This is a genomic window from Streptomyces sennicomposti (genome assembly GCF_019890635.1).
In the GTDB taxonomy this organism is placed as follows: Bacteria; Actinomycetota; Actinomycetes; order Streptomycetales; family Streptomycetaceae; genus Streptomyces; species Streptomyces sennicomposti.
The window spans coordinates 1-15,661 of the sequence record NZ_JAIOAB010000072.1 but is presented as its reverse complement, the minus strand read 5'-3'; the positions used below and the strand labels follow the sequence as shown (position 1 = coordinate 15,661).

Here is a 15,661-nt window from a genome sequence, read left to right as displayed (position 1 = left end):
CGTGGCCCGCGGGGCCGCCGACGACGGCAGTGCCCGTGGATCTCCCGGCGGCCCGGTCAGGGGCGGACGGCGGGGAACTGCTCCAGGACGCGCTGGGCCTCGACGCGGTCCTTGGCGCGGCGGCGGTCCTCCAGGACGGAGTTCCAGGCGTTGCGGCGGGCGGTGCGCTGCCCGCCGCCCATGAGCAGTGACTCGACCGCGCGGAGCGCGTCCTTGACGGTCGGGATGGCGGTGGCGTGAACGGGCGCGGCCTGCATGGTGGAGGTCCCCCCTCGTGACGGGCTCCGGTGTACGGGGTGTGAGTCCAGGCTCACGCTTCGGTGTTACCAGGGCGTGACCGACCGGTCAAACACCGGTGAAGCCCTGACATCGCAGGCCAAAAGGGCGACGCGGCCCGGAGCGCCGCCCTCATCTGCGGCGACGGTCCGGGCCGCGTCGTATCGGCCACTACTCGGCGGTAGGTTCTTGTGCGCGAATTCACACGCGCGCCGGTCCCCTTGCGGGGCGCGGCGGGTGACGGAGCGTCAGGCCGCCGGGGAGGGCGTCAGACCGCCTGGGAGGCGACGAAGGCGCCGCGCTTCTCGACGGCCATCTGGTACAGGCGCCCGGCGCGGTAGGAGGACCGTACCAGCGGCCCGGACATCACGCCCGAGAAGCCGATCTGCTCGGCCTCCTCCTTCAGCTCCACGAACTCCTGCGGCTTGACCCAGCGCTCCACCGGGTGGTGGCGCACGCTCGGGCGCAGGTACTGGGTGATGGTCACCAGCTCGCAGCCCGCCTCGTGCAGCTGCTTCAGCGCCTCGCTGACCTCCTCGCGGGTCTCGCCCATGCCGAGGATCAGGTTCGACTTGGTGACCAGGCCGTAGTCGCGGGCCTCGGTGATCACCTTCAGGGAGCGCTCGTAGCGGAAGCCGGGGCGGATGCGCTTGAAGATCCGCGGGACCGTCTCGACGTTGTGCGCGAAGACCTCGGGGCGGGAGGCGAAGACCTCGGCCAGCTGCTCGGGGACCGCGTTGAAGTCGGGGGCGAGCAGCTCGACCTTGGTGCGGCCGCCCTCGCGTCCGGCGGTCTGGGCGTGGATCTGGCGCACGGTCTCGGCGTACAGCCAGGCGCCGCCGTCCTCCAGGTCGTCGCGGGCGACGCCGGTGATGGTGGCGTAGTTCAGGTCCATGGTGACCACGGACTCGCCCACCCGGCGCGGCTCGTCGCGGTCGAGCGCCTCGGGCTTGCCGGTGTCGATCTGGCAGAAGTCGCAGCGCCGGGTGCACTGGTCGCCGCCGATGAGGAAGGTCGCCTCGCGGTCCTCCCAGCACTCGTAGATGTTCGGGCAGCCGGCTTCCTGGCAGACCGTGTGCAGGCCCTCGCTCTTCACGAGGTTCTGCATCTTCGTGTACTCGGGACCCATTTTCGCCCGGGTCTTGATCCACTCGGGCTTGCGCTCGATGGGGGTCTGGCTGTTGCGGACCTCCAGGCGCAGCATCTTGCGTCCGTCGGGTGCGACTGCGGACACGTCGGCTCCCTGTAGCTTCGATTCTTCGGCGCACACCAGGGTACGCCCGTGTTTGTTGCGCCCAGTCGCTGAGGCCAACCTCAGAGGTGCGGGGATCATTCCCCCCGTACGGCCGCTTCGGCGGGGACCGGTCAGGCGGTCGCCTTCTCGATCTCCCGCGGCTTGAGGTCGGCGTTCTCCAGCACGTCGCGCAGATGGCGCTCGACGACCGGCAGCACCTCCTCGATCGTGACGTCGCGGCCCAGCTCGGCCGCCAGCGAGGCGACGCCAGCGTCCCGGATGCCGCACGGGATGATGCGGTCGAACCACTTGTTGTCCGGGTTCACGTTCAGCGCGAAGCCGTGCATCGTGACGCCCTTGGCCACCCGGATGCCGATGGCGGCGATCTTGCGGTCCTCGCGGCGCTGGCCGGCGTTGGAGGGGGCGTACTCGGGGCCGTTGAGCCGCGGGTCGAACTCCTCGTCGGTCAGGCGCGGGTCGAAGTCGAGGGAGAGGCCGCCGAGCGAGGGCCGCCGCTCCACCGGGTCGCCGAGCACCCACACCCCGCTGCGGCCCTCGACCCGGGTGGTCTCCAGGCCCAACTCCGCGCAGGTGCGGATCAGGGCCTCCTCCAGGCGGCGCACGTGCGCGACCACGTCCACCGGGCGGGGCAGCTTCTGGATCGGGTAGCCGACCAGCTGGCCGGGGCCGTGCCAGGTGATCTTGCCGCCGCGGTCGACGTCGATCACGGGGGTGCCGTCCAGGGGCCGCTCGCTGTCCGCCGTGCGCCGGCCGGCGGTGTACACCGGCGGATGCTCCAGGAGGAGCACGGTGTCGGGGACCTCGTCGGCGAACCGGGCGGCGTGCACCCGGCGCTGCTCGTCCCAGGCCTCCTGGTAGTCCACGGCCTCGGCGCCGAATCCCATGCGGACGAACCGCAGCTCACTCACGGCAAGCGCCTCCCTGAGAGTCGTCAGGCACGTCGGGTGCCCACGCCACTGTACGTCCGGCCGTCGTATGCGTGTCCGGCCGCCCGTCGGGTGCACGCCCGGCGGGCGGGCGTCAGCCCTGTACGGAATCCTCACACGATCGGATGAATGCCGTCGAAACTCCGCAGTCAGCTGCTCACTCTCCGCTACATTCACGCCGTTCACATGGCCATAAGGGCTGCTCACAGGCAATCCGGGCGTCCACGCGGCCGCGCGGACGCCCGAAAGGCAGGAGACCGCACCGCAGATGACGGAACGACCCGCGCAGCGCACTCCCAACCGCCAGCTCGCCGCGCTCATCGCAGAAGCGGGGTTCTCCAACGCGGGACTGGCCCGGCGCGTGGACCAGCTCGGTCTCGAACACGGGCTGGACCTGAGATACGACAAGACCTCCGTCACCCGCTGGCTGCGCGGACAGCAGCCGCGCGGGACCACGCCCGCGCTGATCGCGGAGGTCTTCACCCGGCGGCTGGGCCGCCGGCTCACCGCACAGGACCTCGGCCTGGACGCCTGCGCCCCGGTCTACGCCGGGCTGGAGTTCGCCGCCGCGCCGGAGGAGGCCGTCGACATCGTCAGCGGGCTGTGGCGCAAGGACTCCGGCAGCCACGCCGAGCTGCGCAAGATCGCCTTCACCCCGGCCGGTCTCGTGGTGCCGAGCCGGGACTGGCTGATCGGCCGGGCCGACGACCGCGTGGCCCGTACGGATGCGCCGGTCGTCCTGCCGTCCGCCCGGAGCGGCGAGGGCGCGCGCACCGGAGAGGGCGCGCAGGGCGGCTCCCCGGGCGCCGCGGCGCCGCCCGGCGCGGCCGAGGCGCCGGGCGTGCCCCCGGTGCCCCAGCAGCGCGGCCGGGCCGACCGCAACCGTGTCCGCAACCGCGCCGAGCGCGAGGTCGGCCAGCGGGTCACCGCCGGGGACATCGCCGCGCTGCGCTCGGTCGGCGAGCTGTTCCGCACGCTCGACGACATGTACGGCGGCGGGCACGCCCGGCAGGCCCTCGTGCGCTACCTGGAGCACGAGTGCGAGCCGATGCTGCGCGGCACCTACGGCGAGCAGACGGGCCGCCGCCTGTTCGCGGCGACCGCCGACCTGACCCGGCTGCTCGGCTGGACGTCGTACGACATCGCCGCGCACGGGCTCGCCCAGCGCTACTTCGTGCAGGCGCTGCGGCTCGCGCAGGCCGCCGGGGACCGCGCCTACGGCGCCTACGTCCTGGTCACCATGAGCCGGCAGGCCGTCTACCTCGCCCACGGGCGGGAGGCGGTCCAGCTGGCGCGGGTGGCGCAGCAGGGCGTCGGGGCCTCCGTCCCGCCGGTCGTGCAGGCGCTGCTGCACTCCGCCGAGGCGCGCGGGCACGCGGTGCTGGGGGAGGCGCGGGCGTGCACGACCTCGCTGATGCGGGCCGAACGCGCGCTGGAGGCGGCCCGGCCCGGCGACGAGGTGCCGTACTGGGCGCGGTTCTTCGACGAGGCGCAGCTCGCCGACGAGTTCGGGCACTGCCACCGGGACCTGCAGCAGTACCGCCCGGCCGCGCAGTACGCCGAGCGCTCGCTCCAGCTGCGCGCGCCGGTGTACGCGCGCAGCCGCCTGTTCTGCCGGGTCGTCCTCGCCACCGCCCGCCTGGGCCTCGGCGATCTCGACCAGGCCTGCCGCCTCGGCGCGGAGGCGGCGAGCCAGGCCGCGGACATGCGCTCGGTCCGCGCCAACGAGTACGTCCGCGACTTCGAACGCCGCCTGGAGCCGTACAAGGACGCCTCCCCGGTCCGCACCTACCGCGACAAGGTCGCGGCCCTGGGCTGACCCCGGCCGCCGGGGCGGCGTCCCGGGCCGGCCCGGCGGCCGGCCTCGCCGCCCCTCAGGCCGCCGCCGCCCGCGACGTGGTCGGGACCGGGTCGGAGGTGTGCATCGGGCGGCCGGTGCCCAGGTCGCCCAGGATCGCCGCCGCCGCCCGCCGGGCCGAGTGCAGCGCGCCCTGGAGCGTGCTCGTGTCCCGGTGGTCGCCGCACACGTACAGCCCCGCCAGCAACCGCACCGGCCGCCGCAGATCGTGCGGCGGCCGCATCGCGGGGACCGCCTCCGCGGTGTGGTGCACGGCCAGCGTCTCCCACCGCGCGGTGGAGACGCCGTACAGCCGCGCCAGATGGCGGCGCACGGCGTCGTCCACGTCGGCCCGGTCCGGTCCGAGGACCGTCGAGGACACCAGCGCCCGTCCCGCCGGCGCCCGCGACGGATCGACCGCGCTGATCACCGCCGTGTGCGCCACCGGCCCGCCCCGCTCCGAGTCGAGCAGCAGATGACCGCCCGTCGCCGGCGGCTCGTCGGTCGTGTGGTGGACGACCGTCACCGGGTGGAAGTCCGGCACCCGCAGCCCGGGCAGCAGCTCCGCCGCCGACCGCGCGCCCGTGGCGACGAGCACCGCCCGGCAGCGGATCACGCCGTGCTCGGCGGTCGTCACCGCGTTGGTGGCGACCGAGGTGACCCGGACGCCGGTGTGCACGGTGCCCGCCGGCAGCGAGGCGGCGAGCAGCTCCGGCAGCACGTCCGCACCGCCCTCCGGCAGACACAGCCGCCCGCTCGCGAAGGCCCGCAGCGCCAGGTCCGCGCAGCGGCTGGAGGTGGTGAGGTCCGGATCGCACAGCAGCGCGGCCAGCAGCGGCCGCAGGAAGCCGTCGACGGTGCGGGCGGGCAGCCCGCGGGCCGCCAGCGCCTGCCCGGCGGGCAGCTCGGGCCGGGCCAGCAGGCGTTCCACCGGGGTCGTGGCGATCCGGGAGAGCGCGGCGCGCAGCCGCAGCGGCGTGCCGATCCCGAACGGCTGCGCCCGGTCGCCCGGCACGGCCCGCTCCGGCGGCGGCCCGGCGTCGAAGGGCGGCTCCGCCGCGAACCGCTCCTCGGGCGCGAGGGCGCCCGGCGCCCCGTACGCGGCGGCGGGCGGTACGGGCCGCAGCGCGCGGACCCGGGCCCGCACCTTCGGCAGCGCGGCCGGCGGCCGGGGGGCGCTCGCGAAGGCGCGCACCGCGTGGAGTGCGCTCCGTGCGCCCCCTCCGCCCGCCGGTCCGCCCGCGCGGTGGTGCCGTCCGTCGCTGTGCAGCAGCACCCCGGGTGCGAAGGGCCGCAGCACGAGCGCGTCCAGCCCCGGGCTGTGGCCCAGTTGGGGGTAGGACGTGAACAGCAGCTGTCCGATCCTGTCCAGCCGGAACCCGTCGACCTTCTCCGTCGACATCCGGCCCCCCACGAAGGGGGCGGCTTCCAGGACCGCGGTCGTTACTCCTGCACTGGTCAGCCGGTGCGCCGCCGAGAGCCCGGCGACCCCGGCTCCCACGACGACGACATCGACCTGGTACGCGGGCTCAAGCACGTGCCCCTCCTCGAGGTTGCGCGACCGGTGGAGCGGTGATGCCCCCAACCGGCTTGAGGGATACCCGAGTTCGGCACGAGGGTAGGTCGCGGACCGGCCGGGGACAGTCGCGCACCGACAGGGGCACGGTCGCACGGCGGTCGCATACGGCCGCAACGTTTCGCCGCCGTACGTCAAACCGTCACAGCGCCACCCGTGAACCGCTCACGGCCCCGCCCGCGCACCCGGCACAGCCCCACTCCCGCGCCCCTCGCGGCACCGTCCGCGCGCCCCTCACAGCGCTGTCCGCGCGCCCCTCACGGCACCGCCCGCGCGCTCCTCACAGCGCCGCCCGCACCGCGTCCTCGATCCCCGGGAACGCGAACGAGAACCCCGACTCCAGCAGCCGCGCCGGCAGCACCCGCGCACTGCCCAGCACGTCCCCCGCCATCTCCCCGAGCGCCGCCCTCAGCGCGGCCGCCGGCACCGGCAGCAGCGCCGGCCGGTGCAGCACCCGCCCCATCGCCGCGGTGATCTCACGGTTGGTCAGCGGCTGCGGCGAGGTCAGGTTGACCGGCCCCCACAGCGACTCGGTGTCGATCAGATGCCGCAGCGCCGCCACCTCGTCGTGCAGCGCGATGAACGACCAGTACTGCCGCCCGTCGCCCATGCGCCCGCCCAGCCCCGCCTTGAACAGCGGGAACAGCCGCCCCCAGGCCCCGCCCCCGCGCGCGACGACCAGCCCGGTGCGGGCGTACACCGTGCGGATGCCGGCCTCCTCGGCGGGCGCGGCGGCCTCCTCCCACTCCACGCACACCCGCGGCAGGAAACCGTCCCCCGGCGGCGCGTCCTCGTCCACGGCCCGGTCGCCGGTGTCGCCGTAGAAGCCGATCGCGCTGCCGGCGACGAAGACCCGCGGCGGCACGTCGAGAGCGGCGACGGCCTCGGCGAGCGCCGCCGTGCCCAGCACCCGGCTGTCCCGGATCGTCTTCTTGTACGCGTCCGTCCAGCGGTGGTCGCCCACCCCCGCGCCCGCCAGATTGACCACGGCGTCGCAGCCGGCCAGCCCCGCCGAGTCCACGTACTGCTCCTCGGGGTCCCAGCGGACCTCGTCCGCCGCGCGGGCCGGGCGGCGCACCAGACGCACCACCTCGTGCCCGTCCGCCGCCAGGGACCGCACCAGGGCGCTGCCGATCAGGCCGGACGCCCCGGCCACCGCGATTCGCGAACGTTCCATGCCCCCCATCCTGCCCGCCGGCGCGCGGAAATCCCGCCGGGCGCGGACCGGCCGCGCAGTAGGGTGACCGCCATGCCCGATCCGCACATACGCCCCGCCACGTTCGCCGACGAGGAGCCCCTGGCCGCGCTCGACCGGGACACCTGGTCCCCGCTGCACGCCGTGCAGCCGCGCCCGCAGCCGCCGTACGAACCGTTCTTCACCGAGCGCTCGGGGCCCCCGGAGATCCTCGTGGCCGAGCTGGACGGCGTCGTCGTCGGCTACCTCCGCCTCGGCCTCGCCACCCCGCTGGAGTGCAACGCGCACGTCCGCCAGATCCGCGGCCTCGCCGTCGCCGACAAGGCGCGCGGCGCGGGGGTCGGCCGGGCGCTGCTGCGGGCCGCCCGCGAGGAGGCCCGGCGGCAGGGGGCGCGCCGCATCACCCTGCGGGTGCTCGGGCACAACACCCCGGCCCGCCGGCTCTACGAGTCCGAGGGCTACGCCGTGGAGGGCGTCCTGCCGGGGGAGTTCCTGCTCGAGGGCGCCTACGTCGACGACGTGCTGATGGGCCGCCTCGTCTGACCCCGCCCGCGCTCAGGCGGTGATCGCGCCCGCGCTCGGGCGGCCTCAGGACGTGACCAGCCGGCCCGTGTCCACCGGGGCCGTCGCGGCCGCCCCCCGCCGGGCGTCGGCGGCGATCTCCGCCGCCGTCAGCACATAGCCCGTGCCGCTGTCGGAGGTGGAACGGGCGAAGACCATGCCGTAGACGCGGCCGTCGGTGGTCAGCAGCGGGCCGCCGGAGTTGCCCGGCCGGACGGTGGAGCGGATCGCGTAGATCTCCCGCGTGACCGTGGCGTCGTTGTAGATGTTCTGGCCGGTGGCCCGGATGCGGCTGGCCACCGTCGCCGCCTGGAGGTTCAGGCCGCCGTCCTGCGGATAGCCCGCGACGACCGCCGGGACGCCCCGCGCGGCCACGCCGTCGAACCGCAGGACGGGCGCGCTCAGCCCCGGCACGTACAGCACGGCCACGTCCCGGTCCGGGTCGAACAGCACCACCCGCGCCTCGTACGACCGCCCGACGCCCCCGACCCGCACGAACGGCGTGTCGATGCCCGCCACCACGTGCGCGTTGGTCATCACGTGCCGGCGGGCGAAGACGAAACCGCTGCCCTCGCGGCCCTGGTTGCCCGAGGAGCCCTCGATCTTCACCGTGCTGAGCCGGGCCGCGTTCGTCGCGCTCGCGGTGACGCTGTCGCCCGACGGCTCGGCGACGCCCGCCGCCGGCTCGGTCTCGAACGGGTTGAATACCTGCGGGAACCCCGCCTCCGTGAGCGCGGAGGTGGCCCGCGAGAACCAGGCCGGCGTGGTGTCCGGCATCGCCTCCTGCACCGCCCCCAGCAGCTTGGAGTCGCGTATCGCGGTGGTCACCGCCGGGGACGAGGAGGCGCCCAGGACGCTCGCGGCCACCCAGGCCACGATCAGCACCGCCACCGCGTTCGCCGCGGCCCCGCCGACCCCGTCGGCCACCCGCAGCGGCCCGCGGTCCAGCTCGCCGCGCAGCCGCAGCGCGAGCCGCCCGGCCAGCTCGTGGCCCACCACCGCGGGCACCAGCACCGTGAGCACGGCGGTCACCGTCGCCGTCGTCGTCCCGCGCGTGACGAGGCCCATCACCCACGGCAGCGCCCACACGCCGACGACCGCGCCGCCGACGAACCCGGCCAGCGACACACAGCCGGCCACCAGGCCGCGCCGGTAGCCCGACACCGCGTACACGAGGACCACCAGCACCAGCACGAGGTCGAGCAGGTCCACACCGGCCGCCTTTCTCCCGGACCCTGAATACGCGCGGGACGGACCCGGCGATCAGCACACGCACATGGATCCGGGAACCGGCCACGTGTACGTGTACCCGCGAAAACGCCCGGACCAGGACGATGGTTCCACCAGGTGGCACACCACACATCGCGGACGGACCGGATGGGGGTGACAGTGGGCTCATGCATGGTGTGGGGAAGACCTGGCGCGCCCGGGACCGGCGCCCGCGCCCCGGACGCCCGTACGGCACGCTCGCCGGGCGTCCGTGCTCCGGCGCACGCCCCCGGCGTCCGCGCGGCGCCGTCATGGCGCTGCTGTGCGGCCTGCCCGCGGCCGCCACCGTCGGCGCGCTGCTGTTCGGCGCCGAGGACGTGGACCGTACGCTCACCGCGCCGACGCACGCCCAGGCGCCCGCCCCGGTGCCCGCGGGCGCGGTCGCGCCCCGCAGCGCCGGCACGGCGCACGGCGCGCCCCGGCCGCGCATCCTGCCCCGCTCGGTGTGGCTGGACGCCACCACCCGGCACGTCCAGCCGCCGCCGCGCTACGACGACAAGGTCGTCGCCGTCTTCGTCCACCACACCGACTCGCCCAACGTCTACGCCTGCGCCGACGCCCCGCGCATCATCCGCCATCTGTACGCGGGCCAGACGGGTGCACGCCAGTGGGACGACATCGGCTACAACTTCCTCGTGGACCGCTGCGGCACCATCTACGAGGGCCGGGCCGGCGGCGTCGAGCGGGCCGTCACCGGCGCCCACACCCAGGGCTTCAACCACCGCACCGCGGGCATCGCCGCGATCGGCACGTTCACCGCCGGGACGCCCGTGCCGCAGGCCATGACGGACGCGATCGCCGCGCTGGCCGCCTGGAAACTCGGCCTGGCCGGCGTCGATCCGCGCGCCGCCGTCCCGCTGGTCTCCAGCAACGGGCTCAGCCGCTACAAGCCGGGCACCACGGCTCTGCTCCCGGCCGTCGCCGGGCACACCGACGGCTTCCCGACCAACTGCCCGGGCGCGGCCCTCACCGTCCGCCTGCCGGCCATCCGGGACGCGGCGGCCCGCCTCCAGGGCCGGAGCTGACCCCGCCGGACCCCGAGCCGCCGGGCGGCTACTCGCGGAACCGGTCCCACAGCCGCGGATAGCGCAGGGCGAGCGCGCGGTCGTCCTCGAACGCCACCGGCGTGCCCTCCGGCTCGGCCGGGGCGGGCGGGATGCCGAGATCGGGGGCGACGGTGCCGGTGAGCTGCTCGTACGCCTCGTCGGCCGCGTAGCCCAGCTCCTCGCCGTCGCCGTCGATCTCCTCGTCGAAGTCGTCCAGCAGATCGGCGAGCGAGTCCGGGTCGTGCAGGGCGCCCTCGAACACCTCCCGGCCCTGGCCGATCAGCCAGCACCGGAAGAAGTCGAACGCGTCGTCGCTGGCTCCGTCGAGCAGCACCCAGGCGGCGCCCCACAGGTCCCAGCGGTAGGCCCGGTTGTACCGGGACTCGAAGTGGCGCGCGAAGTCGAGGACCACCTCGGGATCGCAGTCGAGCAACCGCTCCACGAGCAGATCGGCCTGCTCCTCCGGGTCGCCCTCGGCGGCCTCGCGCGAGGTGTCGATCAGGTCCCAGAACTCCGTCTCGTCCATCACGCGTTCAAGCATCGGCCCTCTGGCCAAGGGGCGCACGCGGAGTGCGGCGGATCGTTATACGCGCCCCGCACGCCCCCACGGCGAAGGCGGCGGGGGCGTGCGCGGAAAAGGCGGAAAAGAGGGGAAGGGGCACGGCGCGCGACCGTACCCCTTCCCCTCTCACCGGCTCACCGGCGCTGCCTACAGGCCGTACTTCTCCCGGGCCTCCTTGACCGCCGTGGCCTTCACCTCGCCGCGCCGGGCGAGCTGCGCCAGGGCGGCGGCGACGATCGACGGGGCGTCGACGCCGAAGTGGCGGCGGGCGGCGTCACGGGTGTCCGACAGACCGAAGCCGTCGGCGCCCAGCGAGGACCAGTCCTGCTCGACCCACTGCGCGATCTGGTCCGGGACCTGGCGCATGTAGTCGGAGACGGCCAGCACCGGACCCTCGGCGCCCTGGAGCGCGCGGCGTACGTACGGCACCCGCTCCTCGCCGCGCAGCAGGGCCGCGTCGGCCTCCAGCGCGTCGCGGCGCAGCTCGGTCCAGGAGGTCGCGGACCACACGTCGGCGGCCACGCCCCACTCCTCGGCGAGCATGCGCTGCGCCGTCAGCGCCCAGTGGATCGCCGTGCCCGAACCCAGCAGCTGGATGCGCGGGGCGTTCGCCGGGACGGTCAGACCGGCCGACTCCGCTGTGTTGAAGCGGTACAGGCCCTTGACGATGCCCTCGTCCACCCCGGCGGCCGACGGCTTGGCCGGCTGCGGCAGCGGCTCGTTGTAGACGGTGAGGTAGTAGAAGACGTTCTGGTCCTCGCCCTCGGCCGCCTCGCCGTACATCCGGCGCAGGCCCTCCTTGACGATGGCCGCGACCTCGTACGCGAACGCCGGGTCGTAGGTCAGCGCGGCCGGGTTGGTCGCGGCGATGACCGGGGAGTGGCCGTCGGCGTGCTGGAGGCCCTCGCCCGTCAGGGTGGTGCGGCCGGCCGTCGCGCCGACGAGGAAGCCGCGGCCGAGCTGGTCGCCGAGCTGCCACATCTGGTCGGCGGTGCGCTGCCAGCCGAACATCGAGTAGAAGATGTAGAACGGGATCATCGCCTCGCCGTGCGTCGCGTACGCGGTGGACGCGGCGATGAAGTCGGCCATCGAACCGGCCTCGGTGATCCCCTCGTTGAGGATCTGGCCGTTCTTGGCCTCCTTGTAGTACATCAGCTGGTCGCGGTCGACCGGCTCGTACGTCTGGCCCTTGGGCGAGTAGATGCCGAGCGACGGGAACAGCGACTCCATGCCGAAGGTGCGCGCCTCGTCGGGGACGATCGGCACCCAGCGCCTGCCGGTCTCCTTGTCGCGGACCAGGTCCTTGACCAGGCGGACGAAGGCCATGGTGGTCGCCACGTTCTGCGCGCCGGAGCCCTTGTCGAAGGCGGCGAACGCCTTGTCGGCGGGGGCGGGCAGCGCCGGGACCGGGTGGACGCGGCGGGCCGGGGCGGGGCCGCCGAGGGCCGCGCGGCGCTCCTGGAGGTAGCGCACCTCGGGCGCGTCGGCGCCGGGGTGGCCGTAGGGGACCTGGCCGTCGACGAAGTCGCTGTCCTTGATCGGCAGGTCGAGGCGGTCGCGCATCGCCTTGAACTCGTCCACCGTCAGCTTCTTCATCTGGTGGTTGGCGTTCTTGGAGGCGAAGCCCTCACCGAGGGTGTGGCCCTTGACCGTCTGGGCCAGGATCACCGTCGGGGCGCCCTTGTGCTCCAGGGCGGCCTTGTAGGCGGCGTAGACCTTGCGGGACTCGTGGCCGCCGCGGGAGAAGTGGAAGCACTCGATGATCTTGTCGTCGCCGATCAGCTTCGCCATCTCCGCCAGCGCCGGGTCGGCGCCGAAGAAGTCCTGGCGGATGTAGGCGGCGTCGCGCGTCTGGTACGTCTGCACCTGCGCGTCCGGCACCTCGCGCAGCCGGCGGACCAGCGCGCCCGTGGTGTCGAGCCGGAACAGCTCGTCCCAGGCCGAGCCCCACAGCGTCTTGACGACGTTCCAGCCGGCGCCGCGGAACTGGGCCTCCAGCTCCTGCACGATCTTGAAGTTGGCGCGGACCGGGCCGTCCAGGCGCTGCAGGTTGCAGTTGATGACGAAGGTCAGGTTGTCCAGCTGCTCGCGGGAGGCGAGCGCGAGGGCGGCCGTGGACTCCGGCTCGTCCATCTCGCCGTCGCCGAGGAACGCCCACACGTGGGAGTTCGAGACGTCCTTGATGCCGCGGTTGGTCAGGTAGCGGTTGAACCGGGCCTGGTAGATCGCCGACAGCGGGCCGAGGCCCATGGAGACGGTCGGGAACTCCCACAGCCAGGGCAGGCGCCGCGGGTGCGGGTAGGACGGCAGGCCGTTGCCGCCGGCCTCCTGGCGGAAGTTGTCGAGCTGCTGCTCGGAGAGGCGGCCGTCCAGGAAGGCGCGGGCGTAGATGCCGGGGGAGGCGTGGCCCTGGATGTAGAGCTGGTCGCCCGAGCCGTCGCCCTCCTTGCCGCGGAAGAAGTGGTTGAAGCCGGTCTCGTACAGCCAGGCGGCGGAGGCGAAGGTGGCGATGTGGCCGCCGACGCCGTACTTGCTGCCGCGGGTGACCATCGCCGCGGCGTTCCAGCGGTTCCACGCGGTGATCCGGGCCTCCAGGGCCTCGTCACCGGGAACGGCGGGCTCGGCGCCGGTCGGGATGGAGTTGACGTAGTCCGTCTCCAGCAGCTTGGGCAGCGCGACGCCGGTGCCCTCCGCGCGCTCCAGCGTGCGGCGCATCAGGTACGCGGCACGGTGCGGCCCGGCCGCCTTGGCAACGGCGTCCAGGGAGGCCTGCCATTCGGCGGTCTCCTCGGGGTCGCGGTCCGGGAGCTGGTCGAGCTCGCTCGGCTGGATGGCGTTGGGGTCGGTCATGTCGCCGCCTTCCTCAGTCGAAGGGGGTTCCCTCATCTGCGTAAGGGTTCGGGGGTGCCCTTGGTCTTTGGCAGGACAGGGCGCGGGGCTCCGGTGAGAGCCCGTCGAGGACTCTAACTCCGTGATCGATGATCGATCAAAGGGTTGAGGGGCAAAACCTCTCGATTCCGAGAAAGTCGGCACGGGGTGCCTCCGGCGGTGGCACCGGGTGACCTTGGGGTGAGGGTGTTTGTGCAGGTGAGCGGGGGTCGGCTCGGGCGCGCCCCGCCCACGCGGCGGAGCCGCAGGTCGATACGGCCCCGCACCCCTTCGAGGGGCGCGGGGAACTGCGCGAAAGGGGGTCTGGGGGCGGAGCCCCAGGACGGGAAGGGTAGGGGCGGCGGGGGCGAGAACCCTCAGGCGCGCGGCGCGCAGCCCAGGACGTGGGCCTTGACCAGTTCCGCGATGCGCGGGTCGCGGCGGCGGAACGCGGCGACCAGTTCCTCGTGCTCCTCCGCGTACGACTGCTGCACGGTCCCCAGCCACCGGATCGACAGCGCGGTGAACACCTCGATGCCCAGCCCCTCCCAGGTGTGCAGCAGCACCGAGTTGCCGGCCGCCCGCACCATCTCCCGGTGGAAGCCCACCGTGTGCCGCACCTGCGCGGTGCCGTCGGCCCGGCGGTCGGCCTCGTAGAGCGCGCTGACGTGCGGCTCCAGGGCCGAGCAGTCCCCGGCCAGCCGGTCGGCCGCCAGCTCGGCCGCGATGGCCTCCAGGCCGGCCCGGACCGGATAGCTCTCCTCCAGGTCCGCGGCGGTGAGGTTGCGGACGCGTACGCCCTTGTTCGGCGCGGACTCGATCAGCCGCAGCGACTCCAGCTCGCGCAGCGCCTCCCGTACCGGGGTCTGGCTGACCTCCAGCTCGGTGGCGATCCGGCGCTCCACGATCCGCTCGCCCGGCTTCCAGCGACCGCTGACGATCCCCTCCACGATGTGCTCGCGGATCTGTTCGCGCAGCGAGTGGACGACGGGCGCGGTCATGAGGGCTCCTCCCGGGGGCTGACGCTTAGACAATACGGCGGGTGCGGGGTGGGGGGAGCGTGCGTGGGGGCGCTTTTGCGCAGGTGAGACGAGACTTACACGGTGGGGGTGAGGGGTGGCGCGTTATGGCTCGGTTCCGTCCGTTGTCGGGCGGGTGCGGGTCGTTTGTGGCTGGTCGCGCCAACGCGGCGGAGCCGCATGCCGATACGGCCCCGCGCCCCTGGGCGGCTCGGGGCCGTATCGCCGCGAGGGCGCGCCCACGCGCCCCCGGGGAGCTGCGTGCGCCCCCGCTGCGAGCGCGCCCCCCGTGCCTGGCGGCGCACAAGGCGGCGCCCCGCCCGGAGGGGTCCGGGCGGGGCGCCGTGGTGCTGGTGCGGTCGGGGCTCAGAGGCCCAGTTCGACCTCGAACTCGCCCGCCTCCAGGATCGCCTTGACCGCCGTCAGGTAACGGGCCGCGTCGGCGCCGTCCACCAGACGGTGGTCGTAGGAGAGGGTCAGGTACGTCATGTCGCGGACGCCGATGACCGTGCCCTCCTCGGTCTCGATCACGGCCGGGCGCTTGACGGTGGCGCCGATGCCGAGGATCGCGACCTGGCCCGGCGGCACGATGATCGTGTCGAACAGCGCGCCGCGCGAACCGGTGTTGGAGATGGTGAAGGTCGCGCCGGACAGCTCGTCCGGAGTGATCTTGCCGGCGCGGACCTTGCCGGCCAGCTCCGCCGTGGCCTTGGCGATGCCCGCGATGTTCAGATCGCCGGCGTGCTTGATGACCGGGGTCATCAGGCCCTTCTCGGAGTCCACCGCGATACCGACGTTCTCGGTGTCGAAGTAGGTGATCGTGCCCTCGGCCTCGTTGATCTTGGCGTTGATGACCGGGTGGGCCTTCAGCGCCTGCGCGGCGGCCTTGACGAAGAACGGCATCGGGGAGAGCTTGACGCCCTCGCGCGCCGCGAAGGAGTCCTTCGCCTGGGCGCGCAGCCGCATCAGCCGGGTCACGTCGACCTCGACCACCGAGGACAGCTGCGCCTGCTCGTGCAGCGCCTTGACCATGTTGTCGCCGATGACCTTGCGGATGCGGGGCATCTTCACGGTCTGGCCGCGCAGCGGGGAGGCCTCCAGGACGGGGGCCTTCTTCGCGGCGGGCGCGGCGGCGGCGGCCGGAGCCGGGGCGGCGGCCTTGGCGGCCTCGGCGGCGCTGAGCACGTCCTGCTTGCGGATCCGGCCGCCGACGCCGGTGCCCTTGACGGTGGACAGGTCGACGCCGTTCTCGGCGGCGAGCTTGCGCACCA

Annotated in this window: 13 protein-coding genes; 3 read left to right on the top strand and 10 right to left on the bottom strand. The window is 74.0% G+C overall.

All coding sequences use genetic code 11. The annotated features are described in order from the left end of the window. Positions 1-56 precede the first annotated feature (56 nt). The 3 genes from K7787_RS28025 to lipB form a co-directional block, all read right to left on the bottom strand. Positions 57-257 (bottom strand): SCO2195 family GlnR-regulated protein, encoded by a 201-nt coding sequence (locus K7787_RS28025; protein ID WP_009188223.1) that lies wholly within the window; start codon positions 255-257, stop codon positions 57-59. Positions 258-544: 287 nt separating this feature from the next. Beyond that, on the bottom strand, positions 545-1,510 hold the full coding sequence (gene lipA / locus K7787_RS28020; RefSeq protein WP_009188222.1) for a lipoyl synthase: 966 nt from the start codon (positions 1,508-1,510) through the stop codon (positions 545-547). Between the two features lie 131 nt (positions 1,511-1,641). Continuing rightward, a complete protein-coding gene (gene lipB / locus K7787_RS28015) occupies positions 1,642-2,439 on the bottom strand; it encodes a lipoyl(octanoyl) transferase LipB (protein WP_223003363.1) in 798 nt (265 codons plus the stop codon). A 286-nt stretch (positions 2,440-2,725) separates the two neighbouring features. On the opposite strand from lipB, the gene K7787_RS28010 reads away from it, so the two are divergent. After that, positions 2,726-4,276 (top strand): NsdA family TPR-like regulatory protein, encoded by a 1,551-nt coding sequence (locus K7787_RS28010; protein ID WP_223003362.1) that lies wholly within the window; start codon positions 2,726-2,728, stop codon positions 4,274-4,276. A gap of 55 nt (positions 4,277-4,331) precedes the next feature. Here the strand turns inward: K7787_RS28010 and K7787_RS28005 are convergent, their stop codons facing one another. Beyond that, entirely contained in the window at positions 4,332-5,831 is a 1,500-nt protein-coding gene (locus K7787_RS28005; RefSeq protein ID WP_223003361.1) for an NAD(P)/FAD-dependent oxidoreductase, read from the bottom strand. Between the two features lie 319 nt (positions 5,832-6,150). Continuing rightward, complete coding sequence (locus K7787_RS28000) at positions 6,151-7,047, bottom strand: TIGR01777 family oxidoreductase (protein WP_164393038.1); 897 nt, start codon at positions 7,045-7,047, stop codon at positions 6,151-6,153. 63 nt (positions 7,048-7,110) lie between these two features. Between K7787_RS28000 and K7787_RS27995 the strand changes: the two genes are divergently transcribed. Next, the gene (locus K7787_RS27995) at positions 7,111-7,608 is read left to right on the top strand and encodes a GNAT family N-acetyltransferase (protein ID WP_019984494.1); all 498 of its coding nucleotides are present in this window, start codon (positions 7,111-7,113) and stop codon (positions 7,606-7,608) included. Between the two features lie 45 nt (positions 7,609-7,653). On the opposite strand, the gene K7787_RS27990 is transcribed toward K7787_RS27995, so the two are convergent. Continuing rightward, a complete protein-coding gene (locus tag K7787_RS27990; protein ID WP_223003360.1) occupies positions 7,654-8,838 on the bottom strand; it encodes a MarP family serine protease in 1,185 nt (394 codons plus the stop codon). A gap of 194 nt (positions 8,839-9,032) precedes the next feature. Here K7787_RS27990 and K7787_RS27985 point away from each other — a divergent pair, with 194 nt between their 5' ends. Next, complete coding sequence (locus K7787_RS27985) at positions 9,033-9,920, top strand: peptidoglycan recognition protein family protein (RefSeq protein WP_308036486.1); 888 nt, start codon at positions 9,033-9,035, stop codon at positions 9,918-9,920. Between the two features lie 28 nt (positions 9,921-9,948). Here the strand turns inward: K7787_RS27985 and K7787_RS27980 are convergent, their stop codons facing one another. The 4 genes from K7787_RS27980 to K7787_RS27965 all read right to left on the bottom strand — a co-directional run. Continuing rightward, entirely contained in the window at positions 9,949-10,467 is a 519-nt protein-coding gene (locus tag K7787_RS27980) for a DUF4240 domain-containing protein (RefSeq protein ID WP_019984491.1), read from the bottom strand. Positions 10,468-10,650: 183 nt separating this feature from the next. Continuing rightward, a complete protein-coding gene (gene aceE, locus K7787_RS27975; protein WP_223003359.1) occupies positions 10,651-13,353 on the bottom strand; it encodes a pyruvate dehydrogenase (acetyl-transferring), homodimeric type in 2,703 nt (900 codons plus the stop codon). A 395-nt stretch (positions 13,354-13,748) separates the two neighbouring features. Beyond that, entirely contained in the window at positions 13,749-14,372 is a 624-nt protein-coding gene (locus tag K7787_RS27970) for a GntR family transcriptional regulator (RefSeq protein WP_009188212.1), read from the bottom strand. Positions 14,373-14,756: 384 nt separating this feature from the next. Continuing rightward, positions 14,757-15,661 (bottom strand): 2-oxo acid dehydrogenase subunit E2 (locus K7787_RS27965; RefSeq protein WP_223003358.1); only part of this gene is annotated, 905 nt, incomplete at its 5' end.

Coding starts and splice junctions, on each gene's coding strand:
- K7787_RS28025 (WP_009188223.1), bottom strand. CDS start 257: ATGCAGGCCGCGCCCGTTCACGCCACCGCCATCCCGACCGTCAAGGAC.
- K7787_RS28010 (WP_223003362.1), top strand. CDS start 2,726: ATGACGGAACGACCCGCGCAGCGCACTCCCAACCGCCAGCTCGCCGCG.
- K7787_RS27980 (WP_019984491.1), bottom strand. CDS start 10,467: ATGGACGAGACGGAGTTCTGGGACCTGATCGACACCTCGCGCGAGGCC.
- aceE (WP_223003359.1), bottom strand. CDS start 13,353: ATGACCGACCCCAACGCCATCCAGCCGAGCGAGCTCGACCAGCTCCCG.
- K7787_RS28000 (WP_164393038.1), bottom strand. CDS start 7,047: ATGGAACGTTCGCGAATCGCGGTGGCCGGGGCGTCCGGCCTGATCGGC.
- K7787_RS27970 (WP_009188212.1), bottom strand. CDS start 14,372: ATGACCGCGCCCGTCGTCCACTCGCTGCGCGAACAGATCCGCGAGCAC.